Here is a 15,692-nt window from a genome sequence, read left to right as displayed (position 1 = left end):
TTCCTCAGCGACTCGCGCCGTCGGACAACGGCGGCAGGTCCGTGTCAGTCCCTGCGGCCGGCACAACCTTCGGTGCGGTCGGTGCAACCCGCTGGTAGTGGATGCGGTACTCGGTGTTGTTCTTGGTCGTACTGGTATTCGTGGTGGTGTCGGTTTCGCCCAGCCTCCACGGTACGAGCCAGTTTAAGACGGGCCGGCGGCTGAGCTTGCTCTGATTGGTGACGACCGGGCCGAGGACGTACTCCTCTTCCTTGACGATCTCGTAGTTCTTGCCGACGTGGTCGCGGATCAGATCCAGGGCTTCCGAGCGGTAATAGTCCGGGAAACTGTCGGTGTCGTTCGGCACGGCCACGACGCCGCTGTCCTTGTCGCGGAGAACGGTGCGGGCGGCCGTGGACGCACAACCTGCCGAGCCGAGTACAAAGAAGAGGATCAAGGCACGAGCCATGGTGACAAACCCCGTCGAGACTCTGCACGAAATACCGTGCGGCGGCGGGGCTGTCGAGGGCAGTTCCGGGGGCGAGACATGGTCGCGGTGATGCTCGGGGTGATGTTGGCCCACGCGACGACCGTTTCCGGGGATGCGACCGTCCGCGGAAAGGCCGGGCCGTCGGACATCGTCGTCACCACGACCACGCGACTCGCCGGGGCAATTCACTCCGTGACGTGGAACGGGAAGGAGTTCATCGACTCCACCGACCACGGGCGGCAACTTCAGTCGGCGTGCGCGTTCGATTGCGGCCGGCCGAACTTCTGGGCCGAGGCGTACAACCCCACCGAGGCCGGCAGTCGCCGCGACGGGGCCGGGCCGAGATCGACGAGCCAACTCCTCCGCCTGCGGGCCGCCGGCAACGTGCTCGAAACCAAGAGCCGCACGGCGTTCTGGCTGAACCCCGGCGAGAAGTCGGAGAAGTACCCGGCGCTAAACGCGAAGCCCCTGTCGGATCACCTGTTGTCCAAGACCGTGACCGTCGGCCATCAGGGGCTTGCCCACGCGATCGAGTACGCCGTGACGTTCTCGGTCCCGCCGACGGAGCGACACACTTTCGCCCAGTTCGAAGCCCTCACCGGGTACATGCCGGCGGAATTCCGCGTCTTCGAGACGTTCGACCCGCAGACGAAGCAACTCGCCGATATAACCGACGGGCCGGGCGAACAGAAACGCCCCCTCGTCTTCAGCACGCCGACCGGCTCCCATGCGATGGGCGTCATCTCGTTCGACCTGCCGAAGGGCTTGTCCGGGCCGAGCTACGGCCGCTGGCGGTTCCAGGCCGAGAAGGTCGTGAAGTGGAACGCGGTCTACCGGTTGCGCGACCCGGACGGGGTTCCGCCGGGCGAGTATCGCTTCCAGTTGTTCGTGGCGGTCGGCAGTCGCGAGAACGTGCGGGCGACTCTAGAACAGTTAATTGCGTTACAAAAGTGACACCGGTCATACCAGTTTCGGTGGACGTAACAGTTAACGAATTTCGGAGATTCGATCTGAGTTTCCATTCCGAGCTTCCATCGAGGGTTGGTATCGCATATTTTGCTAGTTACCAGTCCAACCCGGCCGAAAAGGCTCCGCCGTTATGAGTAGCCCGCTCCACGGGCACGGATCGCCCCCCGGTTCGCCCGAGTCAAGCAGCGATCAGACCATCGGCTACGAGTCGGTGCCGTCCCCGGAAGCCGTTGGTTCGCCCGAACAAACAATCGATCGCGCCCCGTCCGAAAGTGGGTTGAGCCGAACTCCCCGCACGACCCTCGGCCGACCGTCCAGCGGGTCGCGCGTCACCATCCCCTCCGGGTTCGGCAAATCGCTCCTCACGGCCTCCGGCAACCGCGTTTCGCCGGAATCCCTTGTCGGTCCCTACGAGATTCTCGACGAACTCGGCAAGGGCGGCATGGGGATCGTCTACAAGGCCCGGCACATCCACCTGAACCGGATCGTCGCCCTGAAGATGATCCTCGGCGGGGTGAACGTCAGCGAGGCACACCTCGACCGGTTCCGCATCGAGGCCGAGTCGGTCGCGAAACTGAACCACTCGAACATCGTCCAGGTCTACGACATCGGCGAACACAACGGCGCCCCGTACATCGCGCTGGAACTCGTGGAGGGGGGCAACCTCACGAAGAAGTGCGAAGCGAAGCCGCAGACCGCGAAGTTCGCCGCCCAGACGGTCGAAACCCTGGCGCGGGCCGTCCACGTCGCGCACGCGGCCGGGGTCGTCCACCGCGACTTGAAGCCGCAGAACGTGCTGATGACGCTCGACGGGCAGCCGAAGGTGACGGACTTCGGCCTCGCGAAAGACATCGCCGGCAGCAGCGGCCAAACGCACGCCGGCAGCATCCTCGGCACGCCGAGTTACATGGCCCCCGAGCAGGCCGCCGGCCGGGTCACGGACATTGGCCCGCCGACGGACGTGTACGCCCTCGGGTGCATTTTGTACGAGATGCTCGTCGGCCATCCGCCGTTCCGCGGCGAGTCGCCGATCGCCACGATCCGGCTCGTCCTCGACGGCGAGGCCGTGCCACCGCGGGCGTTTCAGCCGAACACCCCCCGCGACTTGGACACGATCTGCCTCAAGGCGTTGCAGAAGCCGATCCACCGCCGCTACCCGACCGCCGCCGAGTTCGCGGAAGACCTCCGCCGCTACCTCGACGGCGAGACGATCAAGGCCCGGCCGACCGGCCTCCCCGAGCGGGTCTGGAAGTGGGTCAAGCGGAACCCGGCCCGGGCCACCGCGTTCGTCATCTTCCACATCTTCGCGGCCATTCTGCTCGGCCTCGGCATTTGGTCCTACATCGCCATCACGAAGAAGGCCGAGGAGGCGGAACTCGCGCACAAGTCGGCGAAGCGGAACCTCGACGAGAGCACCCGGCGGATGATCCGGCTGAACGTCGCCAACGGGACGCGGTTGCTCGACTCGTTCGACTACCTCGGCGCGCCGCTCTGGTTCGCGGAGGCGTTGCGCCTGGAATCGCAGGAACTCGGCCAAGAGCCGGGGTTCGACGAGCGGGAGCGGATGCACCGGATTCGCCTCCGCGCCGTGTTCGACCACTGCCCGCGGACCAGCCACATCTGGCTGCACGAGGTGGCGATGACGGACGCCGCCTACGACGCCCGCGGGCGGTTCGCGGTCACGGCCAGTGAGGACGGCATCGCCCGGGTGTGGAGCACCCAAGACGGGAACCCGGTCGGCCCGCCCCTGGAGCACGGGGCCCCCATCCGGGCGGTCGCGATCACCGGCGACGGTTCCCTCGTGGCGACGGCCGGGGCGGACGGGTACATCCGCACCTGGCAGCCGAAAGACGGGAAGCTCTTGCAGGTCTTCAACAACGGTGCGGCCGTCACGAAGGCCCTCATCACCCCCGACAATCGGTTCCTCGTGACCGGCGGGGCGGCGGGGCGGGTGCGGAAGTGGGAACTGTCCACGCTCAACGAAAAGTCGCTGTACGACTTCACCGACCGCGTCACCGACGTGCAATTCTCGGCCGACGGGTCGATGGTGGCGGCATGCAGTCGGGACGGCACCGCCCGCGTGTTCGATCTGAAGAACGGCCACCCGGTCACGCCCCCCATCAAACGTCCCGTGGCCATGACCGCCGTGGCCCTCGCGCCGGACGGCAAGCGTGTCGTGACGAGTTCGCGGGACGGCACCGTCGGGGTCTGGGACACGACCACCGGGCAGGCCGTCTTCCCGCCGCTCAAGCACACGGCCGCGGTCAACGACGTGGCCGTGACGGCCGACGGCAAGCGGATCGTCACCGCCTGCGACGACGCCACCGCGAAAGTCTGGGACATGACCACGGGCCAGGCCGTCGGCCGACCGGTGATGCACGACGGGCCGGTCATCATGGTGACGACCAGCCCCGACGGGCGGTGGGCGGCGACGGCGGCCGAAGACAACACCATCCGCGTCTGGGACATCCTCAGCGGGGACCTCATCACCCCGCCGATACGGAACAACGCCCTCGCCGCGGCGGTCCGGTTCAGCCCAAACGGGTACGAGGTCATGGTCGCTGACCAGACCCGCGTGACGCGGATCTGGAACCTCATCAGCAGCGGCGACCTGTCCGGCACGACCACGGTTCAGAAGGCAGCCGGCGGCCCGACCGGCCCTGGCCGCGACGACATGCAGACGGTCACGAGCAAGGACGGCCAGTTCGGGGTGACGTTCGGCGGCGGGCAATCGGTCCGCGTCCGCCGCAGCAGCGACCACGAGCCCCGCACCCCGCCCCTCCGGTCCGGCGCGGCCATCACGGCCGCGGAGTTCACCCCGGACGGCACCACCCTGGTCACGGGCGACCTCGACGGCGGGGTGATGGCCTGGAGTACGACCGACGGCAAGGCCCTGTGGGACGCGCCCGCCAAGCACGTCAGCAAAGTCCTCCGCGTCGTCTTCAATCCGATGGGCACGGCCATCATCACGACCAGCGACGACAACACGGTCCGGATCTGGAACGTGAGTGACGGGTTGCCGGTCGTGCCCCCGGTCCGCATTGGCGGGGGCGTCAACGCGGTCGCCTTCGGCCCGGACGGCAAACTCTTCTACACCGAACTCGCCAGCGGCAAGGGCCGCGTCTGGGACGCGAACACCGGCGAGCCGATCACCCCGCCGTTCCGCGCCCGCAAGGACTGGCTCGGCAGCCTCATCGTGGCGAAGTGGAACGTGGAGGAAATGCTGGCCGGCGGCCGGATGCTCTCCGGCCAGCGGTTGAGCGCGGGCGGGGACGTAATCCCGACCGACGCCGTCAGCCTGCGGAACGACTGGGCCATGCTCAAGGACAAGTACGCCATCGTGGCCCAGACGCCGCCCGCGGCCATCAGCGGGTGGCGGGAGCGGCAGGTGGCGACCTGCCTGGACGCCGATCAGTGGTACGCGGCCGGCTGGCACCTCGACCAGTTAATCCTGAGCAGCCCGGACGTCGCCGAGTTTCAGCGGAAGCGGGCGGTCGTGTCCGCGAACCTCGGCGACTGGAAGCGGGCCGCCGACGGGGCCAAGCAGGCGATCCTCCTCCAACCGGCCAACGCCGAGAGTTGGTACCAACGGGGCGTGGCCCTCGGCCAACTCGGCGACTGGCGCGACGCCGCAGCCCACGTCAACAAGGCGATGCAACTGAAGGCCGACGCGAAGCCGGCGACCGGCCTCCTGGCGAAAGTCCGGTTGGAGGCCGGCGACACGGAGGGCTACCACAAGGCCTGTCACGAGTTGCTCGGCCAGAACCGCGACGCCACCGACCCGGCCCTGGCACGGGACATCGCGTGGACGTGTTCGCTCTCGCCGGGAGACGCCGCCGACCTCGTGGCGGTGGTGAAGTTCGCCAACCTGGCGATCAAATCGACCCCCACCGACCCGACGACGGTGATGGTCCAAGCCCTGGCCACCGTCCGCGACGGGCGGGTCGAGGAAGCGATCCCGGCGTTGGAATCCCTCTGCGCGGCAAAAGACTGCCCCCCCACGGCGTGGGCCGTGTACGCTCTCGCTCTGCGGCGTGTCGGGAAGCCCGAGGAATCGAAAGGCTGGCAGACGAGGGCGACTCAGTGGTTAGCCGAACAGACCAGCGGCCCCGGCGTGCCGCCGACCTGGGACACGCGGGCGGAGTTGGAAATCTTGCTCCGCGAACTCGGCACCTGACCAATCCCGGCCGGTCAGCGCGGTCCGCGATTTCGCGGCACGACCCGCACGATGTCACCCCGACCGGGTCGGGATCTGCCCCAATCCAGAATCATCATCTGCCCTGAATCGTCCCACCGATCGGGGCCGACGCTCCAGACGACCCCCTGCCCCTTTTCGACCTCCCGCCAGGTCGTCACGGTCGCTCCGGAGCGGGTTCCCGCGGCCACCCGGTTTCCACGGCCGGGCATTCCCCCCGCCCCAGCGGGCAATTCCACTTCGTCGAGCGGTTCCAGGGCAGCCTGGACCAGCCCCCCGGCCACAGCCGCGACGGCGTCGAGGTCGGTGACGGGGTTCCCGTCGGCGTCGATGCCCGGTGCGATCGGTACCGGCCGGTCCAACCAAGCTAGCCCGCCGACACTCCCGCCCAAACTGGCCCGCTGTTCGTCCGGCACCGGCAGGGGCGGTAGGGCATCGCGGACGGGTTGCAACGCCGCAGCCCGAATCCCCATCTTGATGCGCTCGCCCTCGGAAGTGCGGTACCGCAACGGCCGGCCGTCGAACGGATCGACCGGCACGGCCGGCCAGTACCGCGGGACCAACTCGTCGAGCAGGTTGGCGGGTCGGCCCTGTTCCAGGTCGAACAACTTCAAATTCAACTGCGCGATCGACACCGCCAGATGGGCTTGTGACGCGATCTCTGCTTCGCCGAAGCCCACGTACCGCGGGGTGAAGGCCTCGGCGAGCCACGACCCGTCGAGAAACTCGGTCGAGGGAACGGAGGCGTTGTTCAGGCCGAGGACACGGCGGAACCGTTCCCGCTCCCACGGCACCACGAGTGAGAAATTGAGCAGTTCCGTCTCGGCGTTCGCCTTGCTCTTGGTGGCTTCGTTCGGCTGAAACCGCCAGAACCGACTGATGTCCGCGTCGAGTTCGCGCGTCGCCCACTGGCTGATGCCGTTCACGCGGTTGCGGTCAATCATCCGCTCCGTCAGGAAAACCTGCTTCGCGTCCCGCGGGCAGAGTTGTTCGTGCTTTCGCAACACCGCCACGACGGCCCGAATCAGATCCGGCCGGCCCTTCAATCGGGTCAACCACGTATCGACCGCGTCGAACGCCGTCCGCTCCACCGCGAGGGACCAAACGTAGATCTCGGTCGGTTGCATCGTCCGCCCGTTCCGGGTCGCCGCCAGGGCGGCGTCGAGGCAGGGGGCGAACTCGCCGGAGTCGCCTTCCAACTGCTTCCAGAGGCCGCGGGTCACGAGCATCCCGACCGCCGCCGGCAGTTCCGCCGCGTCGCGGTACGGGGGGTTGAGGAGGAGGATGCCGCGCGGATTTTCGAGCGGGCCGAGCGGCCGGTTCGCGGCATCCTTCAAGGTCGCGGTCACCTGTTCGAGCGACGGCTGCGTCAGCCACGGGCCGATCGCTCGAAGGGCGGGTTCGGGCCACTCGTCTCGGATTAACTGATCGAGGTCGCTGCGCGAAGGGGTGGATAGTTCCGCCTCCGCGGGCCGTCGCCATGGGACCGGTGCGGCTTCCCCCGAGAACGCCGCGGCGAGGGCCGCCGTCGTCTGACGGAAGGCACGGCCGCCGTCCTCGAAGTCTAGCAACGGCACGGTTTCGATGAAGGCCAGGTCGTCGTCAATTTCGGGAACCACGGGCACTTCGACGGCCCGATAGAGGAGGCCGAACGCCACCCACGACACGCAGGCCAGTCCGACGGCGGCGACGGTCGCCAGTGGCTTGACGCTCGCCAGTCGGTCGGCCGACCAGGCACGGAGGATCCACCGCGTGGTCAACAAAACGAGGACCGGCACCGGCCAGAGTTGCCAGTGGTGGACACCGCCGGTCAGGAGCGACGGCAGCCAGAGGGCCGCGACGGGGGCGGCCGTCAGGAGGCCGACGCCGAGCGCGACGATCGTCTTGCGAAACAGGAGGCCCGCGAGGTGGCCAAAGGCGAAGCCGTAGAGCGGCCAGATGAGGAGGTAGTACACGATCGACGGCCCGGCGGCCGAAAGCAGGCCCGACCGAAACGCCGCCGACAAGATCGGCACTTCCCGCCCCGGCCCCAACTGCCGGATCAGGCTGGGGGCGAACACCAGCAGCGTCCAACCGAGTGTTCGCGCGAAGCTCGTCGCCACCTTCACAGCCCACAGTCGTCCGAGCGGCAGGCGGCGCTCGCCCCAGAACTTGAACGTCTCCTTCGACTGCTCGTCCACCCAGGCCAGCACCCCGCCGAACACGCCGGCCAGGGTCGTCGCGAGCGGCCAGACGACCATCAGGTGAACGTCCTCGTGGAGCGACCCCACCCCCGTCGCGAGCATCAACCCGACGCCGATCAGCGAGGCCACGAACCACTGCCGGTTTGTCAGCCAGAGCAGCGCCTTCAGGCTACTGAGGAACCCGGTGTTGGCGGGCCGGCGAAGGATCGGCTGCGACGCCCGCGCCACCGGGGAGCGAGCTTGGCGGGCACGGTCCGGGGCGGTGAAGGTCCACCCGGCGAGCAGAAGGGGGAAGACCGCGACGGCGTACATCGCGACCAACGGCGGCACTTCGAACCAGAGTGCGCTGAGAGACTCTCGCCGATAGTCCGCCCAGTCTGCCCCCACGGCCATCCGCAACGCGCTGATCACGACGGTGAATACCGGTGTGCCGATCACGACGGCACACAGCAGACCGATCGCGCACGCCGCGAGCGTGGATTCGGTAATCGTTGAGCCAAACGTGCCCCAGCCGAACGCCACGTAGACGAGGACCATCCCCCACATGAGCCACCCGACCTTTGAACCGCTGCCGAGCGCACCGATCAGCGTGCCGGCGGCCAGCAACGCGATCCCCGCTACGGTCGCCATCACGACACCGGCCGCGAGTTTCCCCCACCACAGTCGCATTCGGTTCGCGGGCAACGCCTCCAGGCAGTCGAGCGTGCCGTTCTCCTTTTCTCCGGCGAACAGCGTCCCGCCGATGACCACGCCGGCCGCGACGGCCAACGACAGCAGCGACAACCGTCCGGCGTTCGTGTACGCCCGAATGTCCCTCACTCCCGCGTCCGACCCGTCGGACGAACCGAGGACCGTGGCCGCGGAGATCACGCCCGAGCCGAGGACCACAAGCGCGATCAGGATGGCCGCTTGTTCGCGAACTTCCTTCCAGAGCATGGCACGGAACACGGCTACACCCCTTCCTGCGAAAGTTGGTTCTCCAGTTCGTCCTCGCTCCGTTGCCGCAGCGGCGCGGGCAACCGGCGGTCCTCCGGCTTCGCCATCAGGGCGGCGTACACGTCCTCCAGGCCGACCGCCGTTTCCTCGTAGTCGGAGACGAGCGGGTTGTCGCACAGCATCGCCAACCCGTCGGCGTCAGGTTCTTGCAGGAGGTGTTGAACGTACTTGCCGATCCGTTGCGATTGCAAAACCTTACCGACGGTCGAGAGGTCCACCGAGACGCCGGCCGCGCGGAACGAGATGCGGCGGAAGCGTGCCCGCAGGTCGTCGATGGTCGCCGACAGCGTGACGCGGCCCTCCTGCACGAACGCGGCGTGGGACGTGAACCGCTCCAGTTCGGAGATCGAGTGGCTGGAAATCAAGATCGTCCGCCCCTCGGCCGCAAGTTCGACGAGCGTCGCGAGGAAGTCTCGCCGCGTGAGCAAGTCGAGGCCGGAGGTTGGCTCGTCGAGGAGTAGCACCTGCGGGTCGGCGGCGAGCGCGAGGGCCAGCCCGACGCGGGCGTAGCCGCCCTTCGAGAGTTCCTTCAGCCGCTTCGTGCGGTCGAGGCCGAGTTTGCCGACCCACTGCTCGTAGTGTTCCAGGAAGCCGCGGCGGTGGAACGACGCCGTGAACCAGCCGACGTTAGCGACCGTCATCCAGTCGTAGAACCGTGGCTTCTCCGGCACGTACCCGACGCGGTGCCGCAGTTCATACGCCCGGCTCCAGCAGTCGAAGCCGAGGATGTCCGCCCGCCCGGCGTGCGGCGGCACGAGGCCGGCCAGGACTTTCATCGTCGTCGACTTCCCCGCCCCATTGTCGCCCAGAAGGGCGAAGACCGACCCCTTCGGGACGTGGAGCGTCAGCCCGTTCACGGCCGGCTTGCCGCGGTAGCGGACCACGAGCCGGTCTATCGAAATCGCGACTTCGTCCGACATGGCACCCCTCCGAGCGAGTCAATTACTTTCGAGACGTGTTCAACTTCGGCCACTCGGCCGTCACCAACTGACAAACGTCATCTGCGTCCAACCCCGCCGCCGCCGCCTCCCGCAAGGCTTCGCGGATGCGGGTGAGTACGATCGCCTTGCGGCGGTCCCGCGAAATCTTGGCGGCCTCGGCCGTGACTTCCATGCCGAGACCGCGGCGGGCGGCGATCATCCCGAGGCGTTCGAGCTCCTGGTAGGCTCGCACGACGGTGTTCGGGTTCACGACCAACTCGGCCGACAGGTCGCGGACGCTCGGCAGCAACTCGCCGGCCGGCAGGTCGCCGTTCGCGATGGCGAAGACGGCCTGCGTCAGAATCTGCTCGTAGATGGGGACCGGCGAATCGGGCCGCACGCGGATGTTCATACCGCACGCCTCGCGTATCGGTGTGTCAGTTGACTAGTACAGTAAACAGTAGCGGCGAGGCTGTCAACAAAAAACCGCGAACGAGATTCGTTCGCGGTTCGCGATGCGAGAAGGTCCGTCCCGGCCTCACACGTCCAATTCGTCGGCAACGGCCTGATCGGCCTTGTGCATGATGAACTCGTACCGCGGTTCGGCGTCCTTGCCGAGCAGGTCCTTGAAGGTGTTGTGGGCTTCGAGGTTCTCGCTGATCTCGACCTTCAGCAACTTGCGGGACCGCGGGTCGAGGGTCGTCTGGGCCAGCACGCGGAACGGCATCTCGCCGAGGCCCTTGAACCGCGTGATGTCGTACTTCGCGTTCGCCCGCAGGCCGGCTAGGATTTCTTCCTTGTGCTCGTCGTCCTTCGCCCAGAACGTCTCCTTGCCCACGTCGATGCGGTAGAGCGGCGGCTGCGCGATGAAGACGTGCCCCTTGCGGATGAGTTCCGGCGTGTGGCGGAAGAAGAAGTCGAGCATCAGAGTGGCGATGTGGCAGCCGTCGGCGTCGGCGTCCATGAGCAGGATAATCTTGCCGTACCGCAGTCCCTCGTAGTGGAACTTGTCGCCCGCCCCGGTGCCGATGGCGTTGACGAGATCGCCGAGTTCCTGGTTCTGGAGCACCTTGCCCGTCGTCAGGTCTTCGCCGTTGAGAATCTTCCCTCGCAGCGGCAGCACGGCCTGGGTCTTGTTGTTCCGCCCCTGCTTCGCGCTGCCGCCGGCCGAATCACCTTCGACGATGAACAACTCGCTGTCGCCAAGGTCGCCGGACTTGCAGTCGGCCAACTTGCCGGGCAAGGAACCGCGTCGCGAGCCGGGGGCCTTCCGTTTCACTTCCTTCGCGGCTTCACGGGAGGCTTCGCGCGCCTGGGCGGAGAGGAAGATGCGATAAATGATCTCGTCGGCGGCCGACTTGTTGTTGTTCAGCCACGCTTCGAGAGCCGGCCGCACGAATCCGTCCACGGACGATTCGAGTTCGGGGTTGTTCAACTTCTCCTTCGTCTGCCCCTGGAACTGCGGCTCTTGGACGAACACAGAGACGATGGCAACGACGCCCTCGCGGATGTCTTCCGCGGTGATCTTCACGCTCTTGGTGGTCTTCTTCGCCTCGTCGTGCGTCTCGATGTAGTTGTTGATCGCCTTACGAATGGCCGCCTTCAGGCCGTTCTCGTGCGTGCCTCCGGCGGCGGTGCGGATGCCGTTGACGTAAGAGCGGAACGTCTCGTCGGTCGATTGCGTCCACTGAAGGGCGACTTCCATCCGTTCGCCGGTCTTGCGGTTGGCGTGGAACGAGGTCGTACCGACGGCCGGCTTCTGCGCATCGGTGACGAGCTTCGTCAGGAACGCCGGGAGGCCGGCCGGGTTGGAGAGTTCGACGCTCTCGCCGGTGATCTCATTCTTGAACGCGATCGTCAGGCCACTGTGGATGTACGTCATGTCTTCGAGCCGCTGGCGGATCACGTCGGCGTCGAAGTGCGTGTTGCGGAAGATCGTGTCGTCGGGCTGGAAGTGGATGATCGTGCCGTGGCCGCGGAACGGGCCGAGCTTTTCGAGCTTGCCCTGTGGGATGCCCTTCGCGAACTTCTGCGCGTACTCGTACCCGTCGCGGCGGACCGTGGCAACGAGCTTCTTCGAGAGCGCGTTGACGACCGACGCGCCGACGCCGTGGAGGCCGCCGGAGTAGAAGTAGTTGGAGTCCTTGTTGTCGAACTTGCCGCCCGCGTGCAACTTCGTGAGGACGAGTTCGAGGCCGGAAATCTTGAACTTCGGGTGATTGTCGACCGGGATGCCGCGGCCGTTGTCCTGCACGGTGATCGAGTCGCCGCCCTTGTGCAGGGTGACCGCGATGTGATCGGCGTAGCCGTTGATGTACTCGTCGACGCAGTTATCGACGATTTCCCAGACGAGGTGGTGCAGTCCTTTGCTGTCGGTGCTGCCGATGTACATCGACGGCCGCACGCGAACAGGTTCCAGCCCTTCGAGTACCTGAATGTTCTCGGAGGCGGTGTACTTCGGCTTCGGGATCGGGAGTGCGCTCATGTCGGTATTCTAAGTGTGTGTGAAGTCCGGGCTAGCAAATCAGAGGTTAGAAGAGCGGCTCCTTATCTCAGACCTTCGGCTTCGTCGGCTTGCCCTCGATCTCGTCCCAATTCACCAGTTCGATTGGCGGCGGCACGATGCGGGCGTGCGTCAGTCGCTTCACGACTTCGTCGCCCTTGCCGCCGCGGCCGACCACCCGGCGGGCCTCGCGACCGTAGCGGGCGGTCTTGCCGTTGGATTGCTCGACCTCGATCGCATCAAACCGGCTCCCGCCGATCAGCACGCCGCCGATGCACACGTCGTCATCGCCAAGGTTGATACCGATGACGCCCTTGCCGACGCCCGAGAGGATGTTCACATCGTCCAGTTTGAAGTGAATGATGTACCCCTGCCGCGACGCGAGCATCACACTTTCTTCGCCGCCCACGAGTTGGGCCATCACGACCTTGTCGCCGTCGTCGAGTTTCACGTACCGCCGGCCGACCTTCGTCGATTCCGGGCGGAAGGACGTCAGCGGCAACCGCAGCACGTTGCCGGCCGAAGTCGCGATGAACAGGTACGGCCCCTTCGCGGTATCGGCGGGCGTGAACCGCGGGTCGGTCGTCACGGCCGTGATGATCCGCACGCCGTCGGCGAGTTTGAAGAACTTTGTGATCGGCTCGCCGTAGCCGCTGCTCGCCGGGACTTCGTTGATCCGGGTGGTGAACGCGGTCCCGTCGTCGGCGAGGAAGATGACGGTGTCCAGCGTGCTGCCGGGTACGACCGCGATCACGGCGTCCCCCTCGCGGACGCGCGTGCTCTCGACCGACGACAGCCGACCGACGCGCTTGATCCAGCCGTCGCGGGTGAGCACGACGTTCGTGTTCTCCTTGACGATGTACGCCTCTTCGTCGAACTCCAGCACGTCCTCTTCGCTGGCCATCCGCGTCTTCCGGCGCTCGGGGAACTCTTCAGCGAGTTTCTCCAACTCGCCCTTGATGACGCCCCACAATTTCTTCTTCGACGCGAGGATCGTCTCAATCTCCTCGGCCCGCTTTTTCTTCTCCCGCAACTCGTCGAGGATCTTGTTAATCTCCAACTTCGCAATCTTGTAAAGCTGCACGTCGAGGATGGCGTTCGCCTGCTCGTCGTCGAGGGCGAACTCGGCCTTCAACTTCTCGGCCGCGTCGGCCTTGCCGTTCGATTCGCGGATCAGCTTGATCGCCCGGTCGAGGGCGTTGAAGATGATGCGGAAACCTTCGAGAATGTGAATCCGTGCCCGCAACTTCCGCAACTCGAACTCGAACCGCCGTTTCACCGTTTCGAAGCGGAAGTCGAGGAAGTGTTGAAGGATGTCCTTGAGGCTCAACCCGTCCTTCGGCACCATCGTCTTGCCGTCCGCGCTCGGCACGAGGGCGGTCATGTTGTACGCGAAGTTCTTCTGCAAGTCGGTGTGCTTGTAGAGGTACGCCATCACCAGCACGGGGTCGGCGTCGCCCTTCAACTCCAACACGATCCGCATCCCGTCCTTGTCGTTCGTCTCGTTGGACACGCTCAGCAGTTGGGGCAGTTTCTTGTCCTCGATCAGCCCGCCGATGAAGTTCTCCAACGCCCCCTTGTCCACGCCGTAGGGGATCGACGTGACGACGATCTGCGACCGACCGCGGCCGAGTTCTTCGAGCTTCCACTCGCCCTGCACTTTGATGCTGCCGGTCCCCTCTTCGTAAATCTTCCGCAGGGTCGGGCGGTCGGTGACGATCTTGCCGCCGAGCGGGAAGTCCGGGCCTTTCACCCGGTCCAAGAGCAGCGCGACGGTCGCGTCCGGGTTCTCGATCAGGAACACGCACGCCCGCAGCACTTCCGCGAGGTTGTGCGGGGGGATGTTCGTCGCCATACCGACGGCGATGCCGGCCGTGCCGTTGACGAGCAAGTTCGGAAACTGCGCCGGCAGCATGATCGGCTCACGCTTGTTGCCGGCGTAGTTATCACGGAAGTCGATCGTCTCCTGGTCGAGTTCGTTGAGCAGGTACGCGGCCGCCTTCGTCAGCTTGGCCTCGGTGTACCGGTACGCGGCCGGCGGGTCGCCGTCGACGGAGCCGAAGTTCCCCTCGCCGTGGACAAGGGCGACGCGCATCACCCACTCTTGCGACATGCGGACGAGGGCGTCGTAAATCGCGCCGTCTCCGTGCGGGTGGTAGTTGCCCATCACGTCCCCGACGATCTTCGCCGACTTGGACGCCTTCCGGTCGAACGTCAGGTTCGAGTCGTGGAACATGGAGAACAGGATGCGCCGCTGCACCGGCTTCATGCCGTCGCGCACGTCGGGCAGCGCCCGGCCTGTGACGACGGACATCGCGTACCGCAAGAACCGGGACCGCACTTCGCCGGCAATCGAAACGGTCTCAATATTCTCCGCCATCGGAACGCCTCATGCTGCCAATCTGTTCAGATGATGGGGGTACGATACCGCAGGATTCTACGCCCCATCCAGGTCAGTTATTGTTACGAAATACAACCGCCCCCGCGAGTCGCGAGGGCGTGTGAGGTTGGCGGGAGGGGCACAAACTGAGAAGACTATTCCTTCTTGGTCGTCTCGGTGGACGGGGGCGAGCTTGGCACCGGGTACAGTTGTAGGCACTTTTCCAGTTGTTGATCGTAGTCGGCCGGCGGGTTCTCGAAGCCTTGCAGGTTCCACATCATCATGAGCGGCTTGTACTGCGCCGTCTTGTGGGCCGAGTTCAGCCCGTCGCGGAGCTTCGCGAGCGTGCCGTCGTTCAGGGCACCCTTGCGGGTCAGCAGCACGCCGGGCGGGAACTTCTCCGACTTCGAGAGAATCTTCAACCGCTTCGCGGCCCCCGGTTGGAGCGTCTGGTACGCGGTGAACGACGAGGCGTCCACGAGGGCGGCCGGGTATTCGCCGGCGGCGATCGCGTTGAGGGCTTCTTCCGGCGTCAGCCCCGCCTTGGGCACACTCCGCGCGGCCGTCTTCGGCAGCCCGGTCCGGAGCACGTCCAGGTACAAAATACAATGCGCCTTCGAGCCGCGGGGAATCAGGATCGACTCCCCTTCGAGGTCGTCGAGCTTCTTGGCCTGGGAGTCGCTGTGGACGACGATGGCGGCCTGCACGATGCCGCCCTGCGGCATGGCCACGGAGATCGGGACGAGGTTCGGGTGTTTCGCCTTCACCCAGGCGTACTCGAAGCCGTGGAAGACGCCGAGGTCGAGCTTCTGGTCGTTGATCTTCTTCGCCATCAGCTGCGCGTCGGCCAAGATTTCCACGTCGCCGGTGAGGCCCGTCTGTCGCTCCATCAGCGACCGGAAGGGGCGGGCGAGGGCCATGACCATCGACGGCTGAATGTCGCGGAACATGCCCTGAACCATGCCGATGCGCAACGGTTCGTCCGCCGAGGCCGGGGAACTCGCGCCGACAAGGCCGACGGCCGCGAGCAAGACCGAAGCCCGAAACCAATGTCGCATAGCTACCCCCCCGAGGTCC

The 15,692-nt window shown here is 66.1% G+C and carries 9 protein-coding genes; 2 read left to right on the top strand and 7 right to left on the bottom strand.

Annotated elements, in window-relative coordinates:
- Window positions 1-4: 4 nt before the first annotated feature.
- Window positions 5-448 carry a hypothetical protein gene (locus tag PX52LOC_RS19470; RefSeq protein ID WP_149111660.1) on the bottom strand — a complete coding sequence of 148 codons (444 nt, stop codon included), beginning with the start codon at window positions 446-448 and terminating at the stop codon, window positions 5-7.
- 78 nt (window positions 449-526) lie between these two features.
- Between PX52LOC_RS19470 and PX52LOC_RS19465 the strand changes: the two genes are divergently transcribed.
- A complete protein-coding gene (locus PX52LOC_RS19465; protein ID WP_149111659.1) occupies window positions 527-1,423 on the top strand; it encodes a hypothetical protein in 897 nt (298 codons plus the stop codon).
- 292 nt (window positions 1,424-1,715) lie between these two features.
- A complete protein-coding gene (locus PX52LOC_RS19460; RefSeq protein ID WP_168219098.1) occupies window positions 1,716-5,615 on the top strand; it encodes a protein kinase domain-containing protein in 3,900 nt (1,299 codons plus the stop codon).
- Between the two features lie 14 nt (window positions 5,616-5,629).
- On the opposite strand, the gene PX52LOC_RS19455 is transcribed toward PX52LOC_RS19460, so the two are convergent.
- From PX52LOC_RS19455 to PX52LOC_RS19430, 6 genes are all read right to left on the bottom strand, one after another.
- Window positions 5,630-8,764, bottom strand: coding sequence for an ABC transporter permease (locus PX52LOC_RS19455; RefSeq protein ID WP_149111657.1), 3,135 nt, complete (start codon window positions 8,762-8,764; stop codon window positions 5,630-5,632).
- A gap of 2 nt (window positions 8,765-8,766) precedes the next feature.
- On the bottom strand, window positions 8,767-9,732 hold the full coding sequence (locus PX52LOC_RS19450) for an ABC transporter ATP-binding protein (protein ID WP_149111656.1): 966 nt from the start codon (window positions 9,730-9,732) through the stop codon (window positions 8,767-8,769).
- 22 nt (window positions 9,733-9,754) lie between these two features.
- Window positions 9,755-10,144, bottom strand: a complete 390-nt coding sequence (locus PX52LOC_RS19445; RefSeq protein WP_149111655.1) for a GntR family transcriptional regulator — start codon at window positions 10,142-10,144, stop codon at window positions 9,755-9,757.
- 126 nt (window positions 10,145-10,270) lie between these two features.
- Window positions 10,271-12,217, bottom strand: coding sequence for a DNA gyrase/topoisomerase IV subunit B (locus tag PX52LOC_RS19440; protein ID WP_149111654.1), 1,947 nt, complete (start codon window positions 12,215-12,217; stop codon window positions 10,271-10,273).
- A gap of 67 nt (window positions 12,218-12,284) precedes the next feature.
- Complete coding sequence (locus PX52LOC_RS19435; protein ID WP_149111653.1) at window positions 12,285-14,615, bottom strand: DNA gyrase/topoisomerase IV subunit A; 2,331 nt, start codon at window positions 14,613-14,615, stop codon at window positions 12,285-12,287.
- Between the two features lie 155 nt (window positions 14,616-14,770).
- Window positions 14,771-15,673: a phosphate/phosphite/phosphonate ABC transporter substrate-binding protein gene (locus tag PX52LOC_RS19430; protein ID WP_149111652.1), complete on the bottom strand. Its 903-nt coding sequence runs from the start codon at window positions 15,671-15,673 to the stop codon at window positions 14,771-14,773.
- Between the last annotated feature and the right edge of the window lie 19 nt (window positions 15,674-15,692).

Source organism: Limnoglobus roseus (genome assembly GCF_008254045.1).
GTDB lineage: Bacteria > Planctomycetota > Planctomycetia > Gemmatales > Gemmataceae > Limnoglobus > Limnoglobus roseus.
This window is presented reverse-complemented; position numbering and strand designations above follow the sequence as displayed.

Excerpts from the sequence above, each read along its gene's own strand:
- PX52LOC_RS19470 (WP_149111660.1), bottom strand. The coding sequence starts at position 448 with ATGGCTCGTGCCTTGATCCTCTTCTTTGTACTCGGCTCGGCAGGTTGT.
- PX52LOC_RS19430 (WP_149111652.1), bottom strand. The coding sequence starts at position 15,673 with ATGCGACATTGGTTTCGGGCTTCGGTCTTGCTCGCGGCCGTCGGCCTT.
- PX52LOC_RS19450 (WP_149111656.1), bottom strand. The coding sequence starts at position 9,732 with ATGTCGGACGAAGTCGCGATTTCGATAGACCGGCTCGTGGTCCGCTAC.
- PX52LOC_RS19465 (WP_149111659.1), top strand. The coding sequence starts at position 527 with ATGGTCGCGGTGATGCTCGGGGTGATGTTGGCCCACGCGACGACCGTT.
- PX52LOC_RS19435 (WP_149111653.1), bottom strand. The coding sequence starts at position 14,615 with ATGGCGGAGAATATTGAGACCGTTTCGATTGCCGGCGAAGTGCGGTCC.
- PX52LOC_RS19440 (WP_149111654.1), bottom strand. The coding sequence starts at position 12,217 with ATGAGCGCACTCCCGATCCCGAAGCCGAAGTACACCGCCTCCGAGAAC.
- PX52LOC_RS19445 (WP_149111655.1), bottom strand. The coding sequence starts at position 10,144 with ATGAACATCCGCGTGCGGCCCGATTCGCCGGTCCCCATCTACGAGCAG.